The organism is Albimonas donghaensis (assembly GCF_900106695.1).
Classification (GTDB): domain Bacteria; phylum Pseudomonadota; class Alphaproteobacteria; order Rhodobacterales; family Rhodobacteraceae; genus Albimonas; species Albimonas donghaensis.
Genome location: NZ_FNMZ01000003.1, coordinates 304,399 through 322,080, shown reverse-complemented (window position 1 = coordinate 322,080; position 17,682 = coordinate 304,399). Strand labels below are relative to the sequence as shown.

Genomic DNA, 17,682 nt, shown 5'->3' with positions numbered 1-17,682 from the left:
CGAAAGATTAACGCCCGGCGAGTCGGGAGATTCGCCGGGCGTTCAGAATGTGTTTTGAATCGAGACTGTCGACGCAGCGTCATCAAGGTCTTGGAACGCAACCGGGCCCGCAGAGCCTGCCGATGACGACAGGTTGCGGGCCCGGAGCGCGTTCAGGCCTGAGATCAGCCCGGAGGGATCACCCCGAGGGGATCAGCCCCGGGAGGCCTCCAGCGCGTCCTCGAAGGTGCGCAGGCCGGTGGTCTTGGCCGAAACCAGGACCGCCATGTTCCCCGGCTTGTGCTCGTTACGCAGCATCTTCATGTGCGCCTCGGGGATATCGCCCCAGGAGAACACCTCGGACATGCAGGGGTCGAGCCGCCGCTCCACCATCAGCTTGTTGGCCGCGGAGGCCTGCTTGAGGTTGGCGAAGTGCGAGCCCTGCACGCGCTTCTGGTGCATCCACAGGTAACGGGCGTCCATGGTGAGGTTGTAGCCGGTGGTGCCGGCGCAGATCACCACCATGCCGCCGCGCTTCACCACGAAGACCGAGGAGGCGATGGTCGACTCGCCCGGATGCTCGAACACCATGTCGACGTTGTTGCCCTTGCCGGTGATGTCCCAGATGGCCGCGCCGAACTTGCGGACTTCCTTGAACCAGGCGGCGTATTCCGGGCTGTTGACGATCGGCATCTGGCCCCAGCAGTTGAAGTCCTTGCGGTTCAGAACGCCCTTGGCGCCCAGATCCAGCACGAACTGCCGCTTGCTCTCATCCGAGATCACCCCGATGGCGTTGGCGCCCGCGGTGTTGATCAGCTGGATGGCGTAGGAGCCCAGACCGCCCGAGGCGCCCCAGACCAGCACGTTGTCGCCGGGCTTGAGGATGTGCGGGCGGTGGCCGAACAGCATCCGGTAGGCGGTGGCGAGGGTCAGCGTGTAGCAGGCGGATTCCTCCCAGCTCAGGTGCTGGGGCCGATGCATGAGCTGCTGCGACTGCACGCGGGTGAACTGGGCGAAGGACCCGTCCGGCGTCTCGTAGCCCCAGATGCGCTGGGTCGGCGAGAACATGGGATCGCCGCCGTTGCACTCCTCGTCGTCGCCGTCGTCCTGGTTGCAGTGGATCACGACCTGGTCGCCGACCTTCCAGCGCTTCACCTTGTCGCCCACCGCCCAGACGATGCCCGAGGCGTCGGAACCCGCGACGTGGAAATCCGCCTTGTGGACGTCGAAGGGCGAGATCGGCGTGCCGAGCGAGGCCCAGACGCCGTTGTAGTTCACGCCCGCGGCCATCACGAAGACCAGCACCTCGTTCGAATCGAGGGTCGGGGTCGGGACGACCTCCTCCAGCATGCCGGTGGTGGGCTCGCCGTGCCGTTCGCGCCGGATCGCCCAGGCGTACATGCTCTTCGGCACATGGCCGAGCGGCGGGATCTCACCGACTTCATAGAGGTCTTTCACCGGCGCGTCGTAGGCGACGATGGTTTCGGGGGCGTCGAGCGGGGCCATGGCGGTCTCCTTCTGCCGAACGAGCGGGGCGCAAATGAGCGCGCAACATTATTGCGGATTTCGGCCGGCCGGATGCATGACATTGCTCGCCGGTCGGCGCAAGCCCTTTGTGCACCGCGGCATTGTCGCTCAGATTTCCGAGGCTGGCGATGGTTTTCGGTGGGTAAGCCGTGGTTGGCCGCGGTCATTCGTTCACTTTTGCAACATAAACGACGACATTGCAGTGCAGCAGAGCCGCCTCGCAATTAACTGAGGATCAAATGCCCTCTTGCGCAATATCATGTCGCATGACATTTGCGCCGCAGCGCAGCACAATGTTGCGAATCCCGCCGCGCGAAGGAGGCCCGAGATGAGCACCGAGACCCCTGTCTCCAAGGATCGCCCCTGGATCTTCCGCACCTATGCGGGGCACTCCACGGCGGCGGCGTCCAACGCCCTCTACCGTTCGAACCTGTCCAAGGGGCAGACGGGCCTGTCCGTGGCCTTCGATCTGCCGACCCAGACCGGCTATGACAGCGACGACGTGCTGGCGCGCGGCGAGGTCGGGAAAGTGGGCGTGCCCGTGTCCCATATCGGGGACATGCGGGCGCTGTTCGCGGACATTCCGCTTGAGCAGATGAACACCTCGATGACCATCAACGCGACGGCGGCCTGGCTGCTGGCGCTCTATATCGCCGTGGCGGAGGAGCAAGGGGCGGATACCGCCAAGCTCCAGGGCACGGTGCAGAACGACATCATCAAGGAATATCTGAGCCGCGGGACCTACGTGTTCCCGCCGGCGCCCAGCCTGCGGCTGATCGGCGACATCGCCGCCTACACCTACAAGGAGGTTCCCAAGTGGAACCCCATGAACGTGTGCAGCTATCACCTGCAGGAAGCCGGCGCGACGCCGGCGCAGGAGCTGGCCTATGCGCTGGCCACCGGCATCGCGGTGCTGGACACGGTGAAGGCGCAGGGCGCGGTTTCCGACGAGGATTTCCCCAAGGTCGTGGGCCGGATCAGCTTCTTCGTGAACGCCGGCATCCGCTTCGTCACCGAGATCTGCAAGATGCGCGCCTTCGGCGAGCTGTGGGACGAGATCTGCAGGGATCGCTACGGGGTGGAGGAGGAGAAGTATCGCCGCTTCCGCTACGGCGTGCAGGTGAACTCGCTGGGCCTGACCGAGCAGCAGCCGGAGAACAACCCCTACCGCATCCTGCTCGAGATGCTGGCCGTCACCATGTCCAAGAACGCCCGCGCCCGCGCGGTGCAGCTTCCGGCGTGGAACGAGGCGCTGGGTCTGCCCCGGCCCTTCGACCAGCAGTGGTCGCTGCGCATGCAGCAGATCCTGGCCTATGAGACCGACCTGCTGGAATACGGCGACCTGTTCGACGGCAACCCGGCGGTGCAGGCCAAGGTGGACGCGCTGAAGGGCCAGGCGCGGGATGAGCTCGCGCGCATCGACGAGATGGGCGGCGCGGTGCAGGCCATCGACTACATGAAGGCGCAGCTTGTGGAGTCCAACTCCTCCCGCCTGCGCGCCATCGAGTCCGGGGACACGGTGGTGGTCGGCGTCAACAAGTGGACGGAAACCGAGCCCTCGCCCCTGACCGCCGGCGACGGCGGCATCCTCGTGGTGGACAAGGATGTGGAGGCCGGCCAGGTCGCAGCCCTGAACACGTGGCGCGAGAGCCGCGACGCGGCGGCGGTGGAGGCCGCGCTGGCCGCGTTGAAGGAGGCCGCCCGGTCGGGCGCCAACATCATGCCCCCCTCCATCGCCTGCGCGAAGGCGGGGGTGACGACGGGCGAATGGGGCGCGGCCATGCGCGAGGTGTTCGGGGAATACCGGGCGCCCACCGGCGTGGCCAAGTCCGCGCCGGACAACCTGACCGGGCTCGAGGACGTGCGCGCCTCGGTGGAGGCGGTGTCGAGCCGCATGGGCCGCCGCCTGAAATTCCTGGTCGGCAAGCCGGGGCTCGACGGCCATTCCAACGGCGCCGAGCAGATCGCCGTGCGCGCCCGCGATTGCGGGATGGAAGTGGTCTATGAGGGCATCCGCCTGACCCCGGCCCAGATCGTCAACGCGGCGATGGAGGAATCGGTCCATGTGGTGGGGCTGTCGATCCTGTCGGGCTCGCATCTGCCGCTGGTGAAAGAGGTGGTGGACCGGATGAAGTCGGCGGGGCTGGACGACGTGCCGCTGGTCGTCGGCGGGATCATCCCCGAGAGCGACGCGGCCGAGCTGCGCGCCTACGGGGTGTCGCGGGTCTACACGCCCAAGGACTTCGAGCTGAACAAGATCATGTCCGACATCGTGGAGATCGTCTCCGAGGAGAGCGCCGAGGCCGCCTGAGCCCGGGCCCGGCCTCTCGCCCCGGCGCGACGGCGGCCCGCCGTCGCGCCGTCCCGCCGGGGCGGCTCGCGGGTCTCCGCATGTTCCGCCATCCGCGCTCAGGCCCGGCGGCGAAGGGGTTTCCTCTTCCGATCCGCCTCGGCGCCGCGCCCGCGCCGACCTCATGCCTCGGCGCGAGCCGGCGCCTGCCGAAGCGGCAGGTCAACCTCGGATTCCTCAAGAACGGCCCGGCCTTGTTCGGCGCGCGGGGGTCCGCGGCGTCGCTGCGGCGGAGTCCTTTCAACGATATCGCGAACAGCGAGCCCCGGCGCGCCTGAAAAGGGGCGCGGGTTCACTAGAGATTCGCCGTGGACGTGTTTCCGGCGGCGCGCCCTATGCTTTCGATAGAATTCACAATCTATTAATCTAAACAATATGAACTCGATTCAGGGTCTCTTATGACATTTTAAAAATGAACTCTAATTTTATGGACTAAAGCTTGGCGGCGACTAACAATTCGGCTGGGGAATCGCCTGAATTACGCCAAGGAACTCGTCATGAACTGGAAGACCTGCGTCGCCATGCTGGCCGCCGCCGGCTGCGTCATGCTCTCGCAACCGGCCTCGGCCACGCTGGTTTCGGTGACCTCCTGCACCCAAGCCTGCACCATCACGGACACGCCGCCGAACCCGGTGGTGCCCAACCCCAATGACGGCCTGACCCTGTGGAACGAGCGTCAGAACGTGACGCTCTCCGAGGCGCTGGCGGTCGATCGGGTCTTCGATCCGTCCGCAAGCTTCGTGTCCGGCTCGGACGGGGATTTCATGTTGGCGGCGGGGACCGTGGTCAGCTCTCACTACGTGCAGTTCGATCCGGAGGGCGGGGCCTTCAGAATCAATGCGACGATCACCGCGGACAGCCAGATCTTCGCCTTCATCACCGAGGATCAGAAGCTGTTCGATTCCGATGCGGTGCTGGGACTTCCGGGACTGGACTACAATGACTTCTTCATGCGGGGACTGGAGGTGTCCGACAACACCGATTTCAATGGGGCTTCGGTGGACATCTTCTGGAACGCGGCGAATCCGGGCGACTGGGCCCGGCTGATCACCGCCCATTCGCCCACGGCCGCGTCGGTTCCGGCGCCCGCCGCCCTGCCCCTGCTGGCCGCGGGGCTCGCCGCCATGGGCCTGACGGCGCGAGCGCGGGCGCGCCGGGGCCGGGCTCAGGCCGGGGTCTGATCGGGCTTCGCATCCCGCGAGAACAGGATGTAGAGCGCCAGCGCGGCGCCGAGCGTGCAGATGTACCACAGGAAGACCCGGTGATAGGCCGTCGCCGGGTTTCCCGCCTCCAGCGCCGGGGCCGCGAGGCCGGCGGTGACGAACTGGCCGAAGCTGGTGCCGATCATGCCGAAGACGTTGATCAGCGTGACCCCGCGCCCGATCAGCCGCGCCGGCACGAAGCTGCGGAAATGCGCCATCAGCACCGCGTAGGTGGCCCCGAACAGCCCCAGCGCCACGATCAGCGCCACCGCCGCGTCGGGGCCGGGTCCGGCGAAGGCCAGCCCCGCCACGCAGAGGCAACCCAGACCGTTCAGCCCGGCCACCATCCATTTGCGCGTGCCCAGCACCTGGTCCATCGGTCCGTAGATGAAATTGCCGAAGGTCATCGCCACGGCCATCCACAGCATCGCGGTCCCGATCGCCACAGGGGAAAGCCCCTGCACCTCGGCGAGATAGGCCCCGCCCCACAGCCCGCGCATGCCGCCCGAGACCGAGTAGTTCATGAAGGCCAGCGGCAGGATCGCCAGCAGGACGGGCATTTTCAGCAATTCCCAGAACCCGCCGAAGCCGAGCGCGCGAAGGCCGTGGCCGGCGGGCGCCTCCAGCGTCGGGGGATCGCGGACCAGGGCGGCGAGCAGCAGCCCGAGCGCCACCGCGACCACCGCCAGCGCGGTCATCACCGGGCGCCAGCCGACGGCCTCCACCGCCCAGGTCAGCGGCGCGGCGCCGAGGATGTTGCCGAAGCCGCCGATGCCCATCATGACCCCGGTCAGGGTGGCGAAGCGGCGCGGCTCGAACCGGCGGGCGAAGAGGAACATGCCCGACATCAGGATCGGCGCGCAGCCCGCCCCGATCAGCGCCATGGCCGCGTAGAGCATCCAGGCCGACTGCGCCGAGGCGAAGACCAGCGCCCCGCCCCCCGCGCCCACGGCCAGCGCCACCGAGACCACCCGGCGCGGCCCGATCCGGTCCAGCGCCAGCCCGGTGGGGATCTGGCAGATCGCGAAGAGCAGATACCAGGCGCCCACGGCGGAGGACAGCTCGGAGGCCGTGACGCCCAGATCCTCGACCAGGTAGGGCGACATCACCGCGAGGAAATTGCGGTAGAACAGGCTGAGAACGTAGGAGATCATCAGGGCCGGGATGTCCATGGACCCGGGGCCTCCTCGGGGGCTTTTCGACGACGGTCAGGCGGGGCGGGCTATCCGCTCACGGCTTCGCGTCTTGCGAGAACAGGTAGATCGCCAGCGCCCCGGCGAGCGCGACGGCGTAGAGCAGGAACAGGTGTCCGTAGGCCGCGACGGCGCCCGAGGCGTGGCGGCCGGCCTCGATGACCTCTCCGGTCAGGCCCTGGAACAGGCCGACGCCGAGCATGACGAAGAAGTTCATCAGGGTGACGGCGCGGCCCACCAGCCGCAGCGGGGCGAGCGCGCGGGCATGGGCCATGACCACGGTATAGGTCGCGGCCAGCGCGCCGATGGCCATGATCAGCAGGACCGAGACCTGGAAGGACACGTCGGGCAGGACCCCGATCAGGGCGCAGGCCCCGACCGCCAGCGTGTTGCCGACCAGGATCACCCATTTGCGGGTGCCGAAGATCCGGTCCAGCGGCCCGTAGATGAAGGCGCCGATCGACATGGCGATGGCCATCCACAGGGTGGCGCGGCCCACCGCGGCGGCGTCGGCGCCGAAGACCTCGACCAGGTAGGGCCCGGCCCAGAGCCCGCGGATCCCCGCCGCCGGCGCGTAGTTGATCATCGCCAGCGGGATGATCGGCCAGTAGACCCGCATCTTCATCAGTTCGAGATATTCGAGGAAGCCGCGGTCGGCGCGCTCTCCGGCCTGCGTCTCGACCCGGGGCGGGTCCTGCACCAGGACCAGCGCCGCCGCCGAGATCGCGGCGGAGATCAGGGCGAAGGCCACCATCGACTCGCGCCAGCCCATCGCCTCGACCAGCATGGCGAAAGGGGCGGTGCCGGCGATGTTGCCCAGCGTGCCGAGCCCGACGGTGATCGAGCTGAGGGTGGCGAAGCGGGCCATCGAGAAGTTGCGCGCGAAGATGTAGAACATCGACATCAGCGCCGGGGCGCAGCCCGCGCCCATCAGCGCCATGGCGATGGTCACGCCCACCGGACCGTCGGCGATGGCGAAGACCGCCGCGCCGCCGGCGCCGCCGACCCCGAACAGCACGCCCCCCGTCAGCCGCGGCCCGATCCGGTCGAGCCCGACGCCCACCGGCAGCTGCATCACCGCGAAGACCAGGAACCAGGCGCCCGAGGCCATCCCCAGATCCGCGGCGTTCAGGCCGAGGTCGTCCGTCATGTAGGGCGCCAGCACCGCGAGGCAGGAGCGGTAGAACTGGCTGAACACGTAGGACAGCCCCAGCGCGATGATGCCGGGCATGCAGGTCGCCTTTCGCAAAAAAAGCGCGGCCGGAAAATCGGCCGCGTTGTGACGGTTTCGGAACCTTATCTTTTGCCCGATGCGGCGTCCACGGGCGGCAGGTCGCAGGCCGTGACCCGCCGGGCGGGCGGAGCGGCTATTCCGCGGCGGGGCGGCCGATGACGGGGCGCTTCTCGGCGATCTCCTCGAAGCCCTTCACGGCGGCGTCGTATTTGGGATCGAGCGTGCCCATCACCCGGTCCCAGAAGGAGAAGAAGTTGGCGTAGTTGTAGCGGAACCGGGAATGGTGCTGGTCGTGGAAGGTCACGCAGACCATCGGCCAGGGCGCGCGGGCCGAGGGATTGGCGTAGAACTCGAACCCGGAATGCCCGATGGTGCCGTTGAAATGGTCGTAAAGCCGGTGCGCCACCAGGACAAGGCCCGGTATCGGCAGGATCAGCGGCGCCCAGAGATAATAGCACTGCATGACGAAGGCATCGACGAAGTCGTCGTTATAGGTGCTCCACACCGTGGGGGCGACCGACTTGTGATGCTCGGCATGGAAGCGATACATCAGCTTCGTGTGCATGAAGCGGTGCATCCAGTAGAACCATGCGTCGAACGCCACGATCGACACGACCGCCATCAGCGGGATCGACCACCAGGACAGCTCCAGCGGCGCCCAGAGCGTCCAGCCCTTGTGCTGGGCGAAGAGCCCGCCGGCCAGGCAGCCGCCGGTCACGAGCAGCGACAGGACGGACTGCTTCTGTTCCTTCGCGCGCCGCTTCTCGCCGCGGCGGTTGGGCTGGATGCGCCGCTCGGGCCAACGGTTCTGGAAGGCGATCAGCGCCCAGCCGGTGAGGAAATAGAGCGCGACGTTGACGCCGTAGACCGCGGCGAACCACGGCAGGAACTCGATCAGCAGGTCCAGGGCCTGGGAGAGCATGGGTCGGTCCTCGCATTCGATCAGGGCGCGCGCAGGGGTCGGCTGGCCGGATCCGGGCGGGCAGGCATCCGAGCGGGCTGGGGCGCGACCGCATGGTGACCGCAGGCTGCGACAGGATCAACCCGGCCGGTCGCCGCGCCCGACCCGCCCGCCGGCCTCCCCCGGCATCCATTGACGGGCCGAGGCGCGCGGGCGTAGCGAAGGGGATCCCCTCTCGCCGGAGACCGACCATGAACGCGCCGCTCACCAATATGCAGACACGGGACGTGGAGGCGCTGCTCCACCCCTATACCAACGCGGCCCAGCATCGTCAGGTCGGCGCCCACATCATCGCCGAGGGCAAGGGCATCCACGTCTACGACGAGCGGGGCCGCGAGTTCATCGAGGGCATGTCCGGCCTGTGGTGCGCCGGCCTCGGCTTCGGCGACGAGGAGCTGGCCGACGCGGCCGCCGCCCAGCTGCGCAAGCTGCCCTATTATCACCTCTTCGCCGGCCGCTCCCACGAGCCGGCCATCGAACTGGCCGAGATGATCAAGGACCTCGCCCCCGGCATGGCGCGGGTGATCTTCCAGTCCTCGGGCTCGGAGGCCAATGACAGCCAGGTCAAGCTCGCCTGGTTCTACAACAACGCCCGCGGCCGGCCGGAGAAGAAGAAGATCATCTCCCGGCGCAAGGGCTATCACGGGGTGACGGTGGCGGCGGCCTCGATGACCGGGCTGCCCTACAACCACCTCGACTGGGACCTGCCCATCGACCGCTTTCTGCACGCCGGCACGCCGCATCACTGGCGCGAGGCCGAGGCGGGCGAGAGCGAGGCCGACTTCTCCGCCCGCCTGGCGCATGAGCTGGAGGAGATGATCGAGCGCGAGGGCCCCGAGACCGTCGCCGCCTTCATCGCCGAGCCGATCATGGGCGCCGGCGGGGTGATCGTCCCGCCCGAGGGCTATTTCGAGGCGATCCGCCCGGTGCTGGACAAGCACGACGTGCTGATGATCGCCGACGAGGTCATCACCGGCTTCGCCCGCACCGGGGAATGGTTCGGCTCGGACCGGTTCAACGTGCGGCCGACGTCGATGTCGATGGCCAAGCAGCTTACCGGGGGCTACGCGCCGCTGTCGGCGGTGGCCATCAATCAGGACATGGCCGAGGTGATCGAGGCCCATACCGGCGAAATCGGCACGCTGGGCCACGGTTTCACCTATGGCGGCCACCCGGTCGGCTGCGCCACCGGCGTGGCGGCGCTGCGCATCTACAAGGAGCGCCGGATTCTCGACCATGTCCGGTCGGTGGAAGGGGTGTTCCAGGCGAAGCTGCGGTCCTATCTCGACCATCCGCTGGTCGGCGAGGCGCGGGGCGTCGGGCTGATCGGGGCGCTGGAACTGGCCCCGGACGCTTCGGGTCAGACGGCGTTCGAGCCGGGGGGGAAGGTCGGCGCGAAGCTCTCGGCCGAACTGGCGGAGCGGGGCGTGATCCTGCGCAATGTCGGGGACAGCCTGGCCTTCTGCCCGCCGATGATCATCACCGAAGCCGAGATCGAGGCGCTGTTCGCCCCGCTGGAGGACGCGCTGAACGTCACCGAATCCTGGGCGAAGGCCGAGGACCTGCTCTGAGCGCGAAACGGCGCGCGCGAAGGCTCGCCGATGATTTCGAGGGGAGGATCGATCCGTTTTCGCCGAGGCGATCGGCGGATCGGCCGAGGAGGGGAAGGGGGTGGCCGTCGGCGGCTACAGAGGCCACCCCCGGTCACTTACCCAAAGAACGCTACGCGAGTCATAGTCGCCACCTGATACGCCTACTCCGAAACCCACCCGGTTTCGGTTACCTTATAAATGAACCCCGAGGTGGGCTGGAAGTCAACTGAATGATTAATAACAGGTTAACAGAAACTCTGATCTTCAAGGCCCTGCGTCCGGCGGAATGCGCCGAGCTGGTGCAAGCTGTTGAATTCAAAGGATCTGAAGTGGACCTCAAGGACGGGTTCATTCATTTCTCCACCTATGAACAGCTTCCTGAAACCCTGGCCAGACACTTCAGGAATGAGGCGCCGCTCTGGCTCGCGGCGGTCGATTCTTCGACGCTCGGAGAATCGTTGCGCTGGGAAATATCCCGGGGCGGCGACTCGTTTCCGCATCTTCACGGAGCCCTCAGACCCGAGCGGATCGCGTGGATGATCCCGCTGGAGCTCGGGCCTGACGGTCGCCACCTGATCCCGGAGCCGGCATGAGCGCGCCGCGCCCCGCCGCCGGGCTCTCCGACGCGGCCGAGCGGGCCGGGCTGGCGCTGATGCGCCGCGCCGATCCGGAAACGGCCCATGGCCTCGCCCTGCGCGCGCTGAACCTGCGCCACGCCGCCGGCCTGTCGCCGGAGCGCGGGCCGGTGACCGGGCCGGGACTGGCGCGGCGGGTGTTCGGGCTGGAGTTTCCCAACCCGGTGGGCATCGCCCCGGGCTTCGACAAGAACGCCGTGGCGATGGAGGCGGCGCTGGCCGCGGGCCCCGGTTTCATGGAGATCGGCGGCGTCACCCCGCGCCCGCAGGCGGGCAATCCGCGCCCGCGCCTGTTCCGGCTGACCGAGGATCGGGGCGTCATCAACCGCTTCGGCTTCAACAATGACGGGATGGAGGCGATCGCACGCCGATTCGCCGCCTGGCGCGACAGCGGCGCGCCGAACGCCGCCGGGATCGTCGGCGTGAACATCGGGGCCAACAAGGACAGCGAGGACCGGGCGGCGGACTATGCCGCGGTGCTGACCCGCTTCGCCGGTCTGGCGAGCTTCTTCACGATCAACGTCTCGTCCCCCAACACCGAGCGGCTGCGCGATCTTCAGGGCCGCGCCGCGCTGGACGCGCTGCTGGCCGGGGCGCTGGAGGCGCGGGACCGCGCCGCGCCGGGCGTGCCGGTGCTGGTGAAGATCGCGCCGGACCTCGATGCGCAGGGGCTGGCGGACGTGGCCGAAGTGGCCATGGCGCGCAAGCTGGACGGGATCGTGGCGACCAACACCACGCTCGCCCGCGACGGGCTGCGCAGCGCGCAGGCGGGGGAAGCGGGGGGCCTGTCGGGGCAGCCGCTCTTCGCCCGCTCGACCGAAGTGCTGGCGGAGCTGTCACGGCTCACGGGCGGGAGCCTTCCGCTGGTGGGGGTGGGCGGCGTCGCCTCGGTCGACCAGGCGCGGGCCAAGCTGGAGGCCGGGGCCAGTCTCGTGCAGCTCTACAGCGGACTGGTCTATGGGGGCGTCGGGCTCGCCGCCCGCATCGCGCGCGGGCTGTCGACCGGTTGACGGTTGGGCCGCGTGACGGTTGGGCGGGTGTCGGGCGGGAAGTCTCCGGGGCCGGGCATCGTCTCCGCCTCGGGGACGATGCCCGGCCCCGGCCCATTTTCCGGTGCGGTTTCAACCCTATTTCAACCGAATCTCGTCCCGCCCCGCCGAAAGGCCCGCGGCAGGGCGACGCTGCCTGCGCGCGGGGGCGGCGACGTGCGCCGGAAATGCCTTGGGTTGCAGCGACTTGCGACACAATCGCAGACAGCTCTCGCAATATTGCGCGCCCCATGCCCCTGTGTTAGCAACCTCGCGGTTCACGAGGGGTGCGAGCGGCGACATGCCAAAGGTCGCCCCGTGCCGGGTTTTCGCATGTCCGGCCAATCGGAAGGGGTCCCGTGGCAGCATCAGCTTCGATATCCGCCGGCATCGCAGGACGGTATGCTACCGCGCTGTTCGAGCTCGCCGCCGAGTACAATGCTCAGGAGGTCGTTGAGACCGACCTGATCTCGGTGAAGCAGGCTCTGGCAGGTAGCGCCGATCTGCGGCAGGCGGTTTCGTCGCCGCTTTACAAGCGCGACGAACAGGTTTCGGCGATCATCGCCCTGGCCAACGCGATGGGGCTACAGCCCCTGACCCGCAACACGCTGGCTCTCATGGCCGAGAAGCGTCGACTGTTCGCCCTGGGCGAGCTGTGCGACGCCTTCCTGGCGATGATGGCCGAGAGGCGCGGCGAGATCTCTGCCGAGGTCTCCGTCGCGGCGCCGCTGACCGACGCGCAGTCCGCGTCGCTGGCCAGCGAGCTCAAGGCGGCCATGGGCCGCGAAGTAAATCTGGACGTTTCCGTCGATGAGACTCTCATCGGCGGCCTCGTCGTCAAGGTCGGGTCGAAGCTGATCGACACCTCGATCCGCTCCAAGCTCGCCGCACTGCAGAACGCCATGAGAGAGGTCGGGTGATGAGCATCCAAGCCGCAGAGATTTCCGCGATCCTCAAGGACCAGATCAAGAATTTCGGTCAGGAAGCGGAAGTGGCCGAGGTCGGCCGCGTGCTGTCGGTGGGCGACGGCATCGCCCGCGTCTACGGCCTGGACAACGTGCAGGCCGGTGAGCTGGTCGAGTTTCCGGGCGGCCTGATGGGCATGGCGCTGAACCTCGAGGTCGACTCGGTCGGCATCGTGATCTTCGGCGACGACCGGGGCATCAAGGAAGGCGACACCGTCAAGCGCACCGGCTCGATCGTGGACGTCCCGACCGGCAAGGGCCTGCTGGGTCGCGTCGTCGACGCGCTGGGCAACCCGCTCGACGGCAAGGGCGCGCTCGACGTCGCCGAGCGCCGCCGCGCCGACGTGAAGGCCCCGGGCATCATCCCCCGGAAATCGGTGCATGAGCCGATGGCGACCGGCCTCAAGGCGATCGACGCCCTGATCCCCGTCGGCCGCGGCCAGCGCGAGCTGATCATCGGCGACCGTCAGACCGGCAAGACCGCCGTGGCGCTCGACGCGATCCTCAACCAGAAGAACTACAACGACGTCGCCGGCGATGACGAGCACAAGAAGCTCTACTGCATCTACTGCGCCGTCGGGCAGAAGCGCTCCACCGTCGCCCAGCTGGTGAAGAAGCTGGAAGAGACCGGGGCCATCGACTACACCGTGGTCGTCGCCGCCACCGCCTCCGACCCGGCGCCGATGCAGTTCCTGGCGCCCTACGCCGCCTGCGCCATCGCCGAGTACTTCCGCGACAACGGCATGCACGCGCTGATCATCTATGATGACCTGTCCAAGCAGGCCGTCGCCTACCGTCAGATGTCGCTGCTGCTGCGTCGTCCCCCGGGGCGCGAGGCCTATCCGGGCGACGTGTTCTACCTGCACTCCCGTCTGCTGGAGCGCGCCGCCAAGCTGAACGAGGACTTCGGTTCGGGCTCCATGACCGCCCTGCCGATCATCGAGACGCAGGCCGGCGACGTGTCCGCCTACATCCCGACCAACGTGATCTCGATCACCGACGGGCAGATCTTCCTGGAGACCGAGCTGTTCTTCCAGGGCATCCGTCCCGCCGTGAACGTCGGTCTGTCGGTGTCGCGCGTCGGGTCCTCGGCCCAGACCAAGGCGATGAAGTCGGTCGCCGGCTCGATCAAGCTGGAGCTGGCCCAGTATCGCGAGATGGCGGCGTTCGCCCAGTTCGGGTCGGACCTCGACGCCTCCACCCAGAAGCTGCTCAATCGCGGCGCCCGTCTGACCGAGCTGCTCAAGCAGCCCCAGTATGCGCCGCTGACCAACGCCGAGCAGGTCTGCGTGATCTTCGCGGGCACCAACGGCTACCTGGACACCGTGCCCGTGGGCGACGTGACCAAGTTCGAGCGCGGTCTGCTGGCCCATCTGCGGTCCAAGTATTCCGAGCTGCTGGACGAGATCGGGTCGAACGATCAGAAGATCGCCGGCGCCATCGCGGACAAGATCAAGGCCGCCATCGAGGATTTCGCGAAGGGCTTCGCGTAAGCCTGGGCCGGACGGGATAGAGGGACGTCATGCCCAGCCTTAAGGACCTTAAGAACCGGATCGAGTCGGTCAAATCGACCCGCAAGATCACGAAGGCCATGCAGATGGTCGCCGCGGCGAAGCTTCGCCGCGCGCAGGAGGCCGCCGAAGCCGCGCGTCCCTATGCGGACCGCATGAACGGCGTGATGGCCAAACTGGCGGCCGGGGCGAGCGCCGATACGGCGCCCCGGCTGATGGCGGGGACCGGCGACGACAAGGTGCATCTCCTTGTCGTGGCCACCGCCGAGCGCGGCCTGTGCGGCGGGTTCAACAGCTCGATCGTGCGCCTGACCCGCCTGCGGATCCGCGAGCTGCTCGCGGAAGGCAAGACGGTGAAGATCCTGACCGTGGGCCGCAAGGGCCGCGACCAGCTTCGCCGCGACCACGCCGACAAGTTCGTCGGTCATGTCGACCTGTCCGGCATCAAGCGGATGGACTACGCTTCGGCGCAGAAGATCGCGCTGGATGTGATGACCCGGTTCGACGCCGGCGAGTTCGACGTGGCGACCTTGTTCTTCAACAAGTTCCAGTCGGTGATCTCCCAGATCCCGACCGCCAAGCAGCTGATCCCGGCCAACTTCGACGATGTCGCGGCCGAGTCGGAGGAGGACGGCAACGCCGCCCTCTACGAATACGAGCCGGAGGAGGAGGCGATCCTCGCCGATCTTCTGCCGCGCGCGCTGGCCATGCATGTCTTCACGGGCCTGCTGGAGAACGCGGCCTCGGAACAGGGCGCGCGCATGTCCGCCATGGACAATGCGACGCGCAACGCGGGCGACCTGATCGACCGTCTGACGCTGGAGTACAACCGCTCCCGTCAGGCTGCGATCACCAAGGAGCTCATCGAAATCATCTCGGGCGCGGAAGCGCTCTAAGGGACGGAGAGTCACATGCCGACCGGCAAGATCACCCAGGTCATCGGCGCCGTCGTCGACGTGCAGTTCGACGGCCACCTGCCCGCCATCCTCAACGCGCTCGAGACCGACAACAACGGCCAGCGTCTCGTGCTCGAGGTCGCCCAGCATCTGGGCGAGAACTCCGTGCGCACGATCGCCATGGACAGCTCCGAGGGTCTGACCCGCGGCCAGCCGGTGACCGACACCGGTTCGCCGATCTCGGTGCCGGTGGGCGACGGCACGCTGGGCCGCATCCTCAACGTCATCGGCGAGCCGATCGATGAGCGCGGCCCCGTCGACTACACCGAGACCCGCGAAATCCACCGCTCGGCCCCGACCTTCGCCGAGCAGTCGACGGAGTCGGAGATCCTGGTCACCGGCATCAAGGTCATCGACCTGCTGGCCCCGTATTCGAAGGGCGGCAAGATCGGCCTGTTCGGCGGCGCGGGCGTGGGCAAGACCGTGCTCATCCAGGAGCTGATCAACAACATCGCGAAGGTGCACTCGGGTTACTCCGTGTTCGCCGGCGTGGGCGAGCGGACCCGTGAGGGCAACGACCTCTATCACGAGTTCATCGAGTCCGGCGTCATCAACATGGACGACCTGACCAAGTCCAAGGTGGCTCTGGTCTACGGCCAGATGAACGAGCCGCCGGGCGCCCGCGCCCGCGTCGCGCTGACCGGCCTGACCATCGCCGAGCAGTTCCGCGACCAGTCCGGCACCGACGTGCTGTTCTTCGTGGACAACATCTTCCGCTTCACGCAGGCGGGTTCCGAAGTGTCGGCGCTTCTGGGCCGCATCCCCTCGGCGGTGGGCTACCAGCCGACGCTGGCCACCGACATGGGTCAGCTGCAGGAGCGGATCACCTCGACCCGCAACGGCTCGATCACCTCGGTGCAGGCGATCTACGTGCCCGCGGACGACCTCACCGACCCCGCGCCGGCCACGTCCTTCGCCCACCTCGACGCCACCACCGTGCTGTCGCGCGCCATCTCCGAGCTGGGCATCTACCCGGCCGTGGACCCGCTCGACTCCACCTCGCGCATCCTCGACCCGGGCGTCGTGGGCGAGGAGCACTACCTGGTGGCCCGTCAGGTGCAGGAGACCCTGCAGCGCTACAAGGCCCTCCAGGACATCATCGCCATCCTCGGGATGGACGAGCTGTCGGAAGAGGACAAGGTGACGGTGCAGCGGGCGCGCAAGCTGCAGCGCTTCCTGTCCCAGCCCTTCGACGTGGCCGAGATCTTCACCGGCTCGCCGGGCGTGCAGGTGCCGATCGAGAAGACCATCGACTCGTTCAAGCGCGTCTGCGCCGGCGAGTTCGACCACCTTCCCGAGGCCGCCTTCTACATGGTCGGCGACATCGACGAAGTGGTGGCCAAGGCCCAGAAGCTCGCCGCCGCCGCGGCCTGAACCTGATCGGACGGGAGCCCATCTATGGCGAAGCTCGCCTATGACCTGGTTTCGCCGGAGCGCAAGGTCGCTTCCGGGGAAGCCGACGCCATCCAGATCCCGGGCGCCGAGGGCGACCTGACGGCGATGCCGGAGCATTCGCCCTTCCTGACCTCGCTGCGCCCCGGCGTGGTGACGGTCAAGGACGGCGGCGCCTCCACCGGCTACGTGGTGACGGGCGGCTTCGCCGAGATCTCTCCGGCCGGCGCCTCGGTGCTGGCCGAGGAGGCGATCCCGGCGGCCGAGGCTTCGGCCGAATGGTTCGACGCCAAGATCGCGCTCGCCGAAAAGGCGCACGAGATCGCGGCCGGGGACGCGAAGATCATCGCCGCGCAGGTGGTGAGCGATTTTCGCTTTCTCAAGCAGACCCTGGGCTTCTGAACAGAATAACGAGGGACGGAAGACCCTGACGCCCCGCGCGAACCCTCGCGCGGGGCGTCCTCGTTGAAGCGGGGCGGAAACGGCCCGCGCAGGACCACGGACGGGACGGGACCATGACCGCGCCGGTGACGCTGCACGGCTACCATCGCAGCATCTACGCCTGGGCGGCGCTGCTGGCGCTGGCCGAGAAGGGCGTCGAGGCCAGTTGGGTGGAGTCCGATCCGTTCGCGCCCGGCGGGGCCGAGGCCCTGCACCCGTTCGGCCGCGTCCCCGTGCTGGTCCACGGCGCCGCGGTGATCTACGAAACCGCGGCCATCTGCCAATATGTGGACGAAGGCTTCTCCGGCCCGCCCTTGCAGCCCGCCGATCCGCTGGATCGCGCCCGGATGCGCCAGATCATCTCCGTGGCCGACGCCTACGCCTATTGGCCGATGGTGCGGCAGGTCTATGCGGAGAAGGTCTTCGCCCGCCATGAGGGCCGCGCCCCGGACGCGGCGCTGGTGCGCGAGGGCCTGCGCGCCTCGCGCAGGGCGCTGGACGCGCTGGAGGCGCTGGCGGGGCCCGGCCTGTATCTGCTGGGCGGCGCGCCGGGGCTGGCGGACGCGCATCTCGCCCCGATGGTCGCCGCCTTCGCGCGGGCGCCGGAGGGGGCGGCGCTGCTCGCCGGTCGCCCGCGGCTCCACGCCTGGTCGAAGCGCATGGCGGCGCGTGAGAGCTTCCGCGCCACCTCCGTGCTCGTCTGAGGGGCCCGCCCC

The 17,682-nt window shown here is 68.1% G+C and carries 15 protein-coding genes; 11 read left to right on the top strand and 4 right to left on the bottom strand.

What is annotated here, in order from left to right; translation table 11 throughout:
* Nucleotides 1–192: 192 nt before the first annotated feature.
* On the bottom strand, nucleotides 193–1,485 hold the full coding sequence (ccrA, locus tag BLV24_RS10950; RefSeq protein ID WP_092681593.1) for a crotonyl-CoA carboxylase/reductase: 1,293 nt from the start codon (nucleotides 1,483–1,485) through the stop codon (nucleotides 193–195).
* A 349-nt stretch (nucleotides 1,486–1,834) separates the two neighbouring features.
* On the opposite strand from ccrA, the gene BLV24_RS10945 reads away from it, so the two are divergent.
* Nucleotides 1,835–3,817 (top strand): ethylmalonyl-CoA mutase, encoded by a 1,983-nt coding sequence (locus BLV24_RS10945; protein WP_092681591.1) that lies wholly within the window; start codon nucleotides 1,835–1,837, stop codon nucleotides 3,815–3,817.
* A gap of 536 nt (nucleotides 3,818–4,353) precedes the next feature.
* Nucleotides 4,354–5,037: a hypothetical protein gene (locus BLV24_RS10935; RefSeq protein ID WP_092681587.1), complete on the top strand. Its 684-nt coding sequence runs from the start codon at nucleotides 4,354–4,356 to the stop codon at nucleotides 5,035–5,037.
* On the opposite strand, the gene BLV24_RS10930 is transcribed toward BLV24_RS10935, so the two are convergent.
* The 3 genes from BLV24_RS10930 to BLV24_RS10920 form a co-directional block, all read right to left on the bottom strand.
* The gene (locus tag BLV24_RS10930) at nucleotides 5,022–6,230 is read right to left on the bottom strand and encodes an MFS transporter (protein ID WP_092681585.1); all 1,209 of its coding nucleotides are present in this window, start codon (nucleotides 6,228–6,230) and stop codon (nucleotides 5,022–5,024) included. The genes BLV24_RS10935 and BLV24_RS10930 overlap by 16 nt on opposite strands.
* 58 nt (nucleotides 6,231–6,288) lie before the next feature.
* Nucleotides 6,289–7,482 carry an MFS transporter gene (locus tag BLV24_RS10925; protein WP_092681583.1) on the bottom strand — a complete coding sequence of 398 codons (1,194 nt, stop codon included), beginning with the start codon at nucleotides 7,480–7,482 and terminating at the stop codon, nucleotides 6,289–6,291.
* Between the two features lie 136 nt (nucleotides 7,483–7,618).
* On the bottom strand, nucleotides 7,619–8,407 hold the full coding sequence (locus tag BLV24_RS10920; protein WP_092681581.1) for a sterol desaturase family protein: 789 nt from the start codon (nucleotides 8,405–8,407) through the stop codon (nucleotides 7,619–7,621).
* A gap of 230 nt (nucleotides 8,408–8,637) precedes the next feature.
* On the opposite strand from BLV24_RS10920, the gene BLV24_RS10915 reads away from it, so the two are divergent.
* From BLV24_RS10915 to BLV24_RS10875, 9 genes are all read left to right on the top strand, one after another.
* A complete protein-coding gene (locus BLV24_RS10915) occupies nucleotides 8,638–10,017 on the top strand; it encodes an aminotransferase (RefSeq protein WP_092681579.1) in 1,380 nt (459 codons plus the stop codon).
* A 251-nt stretch (nucleotides 10,018–10,268) separates the two neighbouring features.
* A complete protein-coding gene (locus tag BLV24_RS10910) occupies nucleotides 10,269–10,631 on the top strand; it encodes a DUF952 domain-containing protein (RefSeq protein WP_092681577.1) in 363 nt (120 codons plus the stop codon).
* The gene (locus tag BLV24_RS10905; RefSeq protein WP_092681575.1) at nucleotides 10,628–11,683 is read left to right on the top strand and encodes a quinone-dependent dihydroorotate dehydrogenase; all 1,056 of its coding nucleotides are present in this window, start codon (nucleotides 10,628–10,630) and stop codon (nucleotides 11,681–11,683) included. The genes BLV24_RS10910 and BLV24_RS10905 overlap by 4 nt, the downstream gene beginning before the upstream one ends.
* Before the next feature lie 377 nt (nucleotides 11,684–12,060).
* Nucleotides 12,061–12,621, top strand: coding sequence for a F0F1 ATP synthase subunit delta (locus BLV24_RS10900; protein ID WP_092681573.1), 561 nt, complete (start codon nucleotides 12,061–12,063; stop codon nucleotides 12,619–12,621).
* Nucleotides 12,621–14,159, top strand: coding sequence for a F0F1 ATP synthase subunit alpha (atpA, locus tag BLV24_RS10895; RefSeq protein ID WP_092681571.1), 1,539 nt, complete (start codon nucleotides 12,621–12,623; stop codon nucleotides 14,157–14,159). Before BLV24_RS10900 ends, atpA begins: the two co-directional genes overlap by 1 nt.
* 29 nt (nucleotides 14,160–14,188) lie before the next feature.
* Nucleotides 14,189–15,073, top strand: coding sequence for a F0F1 ATP synthase subunit gamma (locus BLV24_RS10890; protein WP_092681569.1), 885 nt, complete (start codon nucleotides 14,189–14,191; stop codon nucleotides 15,071–15,073).
* Nucleotides 15,074–15,088: 15 nt separating this feature from the next.
* On the top strand, nucleotides 15,089–16,507 hold the full coding sequence (atpD, locus tag BLV24_RS10885; RefSeq protein WP_092681567.1) for a F0F1 ATP synthase subunit beta: 1,419 nt from the start codon (nucleotides 15,089–15,091) through the stop codon (nucleotides 16,505–16,507).
* Nucleotides 16,508–16,531: 24 nt separating this feature from the next.
* Nucleotides 16,532–16,927: an ATP synthase F1 subunit epsilon gene (gene atpC / locus BLV24_RS10880; protein ID WP_092681565.1), complete on the top strand. Its 396-nt coding sequence runs from the start codon at nucleotides 16,532–16,534 to the stop codon at nucleotides 16,925–16,927.
* Between the two features lie 113 nt (nucleotides 16,928–17,040).
* On the top strand, nucleotides 17,041–17,670 hold the full coding sequence (locus BLV24_RS10875) for a glutathione S-transferase family protein (protein WP_092681563.1): 630 nt from the start codon (nucleotides 17,041–17,043) through the stop codon (nucleotides 17,668–17,670).
* Nucleotides 17,671–17,682 lie beyond the last annotated feature (12 nt).

What these genes read in the sequence shown, in the direction of transcription:
- ccrA (WP_092681593.1), bottom strand. Translation starts at nt 1,485, where the DNA reads ATGGCCCCGCTCGACGCCCCCGAAACCATCGTCGCCTACGACGCGCCG.
- BLV24_RS10945 (WP_092681591.1), top strand. Translation starts at nt 1,835, where the DNA reads ATGAGCACCGAGACCCCTGTCTCCAAGGATCGCCCCTGGATCTTCCGC.
- BLV24_RS10935 (WP_092681587.1), top strand. Translation starts at nt 4,354, where the DNA reads ATGAACTGGAAGACCTGCGTCGCCATGCTGGCCGCCGCCGGCTGCGTC.
- BLV24_RS10930 (WP_092681585.1), bottom strand. Translation starts at nt 6,230, where the DNA reads ATGGACATCCCGGCCCTGATGATCTCCTACGTTCTCAGCCTGTTCTAC.
- BLV24_RS10925 (WP_092681583.1), bottom strand. Translation starts at nt 7,482, where the DNA reads ATGCCCGGCATCATCGCGCTGGGGCTGTCCTACGTGTTCAGCCAGTTC.
- BLV24_RS10920 (WP_092681581.1), bottom strand. Translation starts at nt 8,407, where the DNA reads ATGCTCTCCCAGGCCCTGGACCTGCTGATCGAGTTCCTGCCGTGGTTC.
- BLV24_RS10915 (WP_092681579.1), top strand. Translation starts at nt 8,638, where the DNA reads ATGAACGCGCCGCTCACCAATATGCAGACACGGGACGTGGAGGCGCTG.
- BLV24_RS10910 (WP_092681577.1), top strand. Translation starts at nt 10,269, where the DNA reads ATGATTAATAACAGGTTAACAGAAACTCTGATCTTCAAGGCCCTGCGT.
- BLV24_RS10905 (WP_092681575.1), top strand. Translation starts at nt 10,628, where the DNA reads ATGAGCGCGCCGCGCCCCGCCGCCGGGCTCTCCGACGCGGCCGAGCGG.
- atpA (WP_092681571.1), top strand. Translation starts at nt 12,621, where the DNA reads ATGAGCATCCAAGCCGCAGAGATTTCCGCGATCCTCAAGGACCAGATC.
- BLV24_RS10890 (WP_092681569.1), top strand. Translation starts at nt 14,189, where the DNA reads ATGCCCAGCCTTAAGGACCTTAAGAACCGGATCGAGTCGGTCAAATCG.
- atpD (WP_092681567.1), top strand. Translation starts at nt 15,089, where the DNA reads ATGCCGACCGGCAAGATCACCCAGGTCATCGGCGCCGTCGTCGACGTG.
- atpC (WP_092681565.1), top strand. Translation starts at nt 16,532, where the DNA reads ATGGCGAAGCTCGCCTATGACCTGGTTTCGCCGGAGCGCAAGGTCGCT.
- BLV24_RS10875 (WP_092681563.1), top strand. Translation starts at nt 17,041, where the DNA reads ATGACCGCGCCGGTGACGCTGCACGGCTACCATCGCAGCATCTACGCC.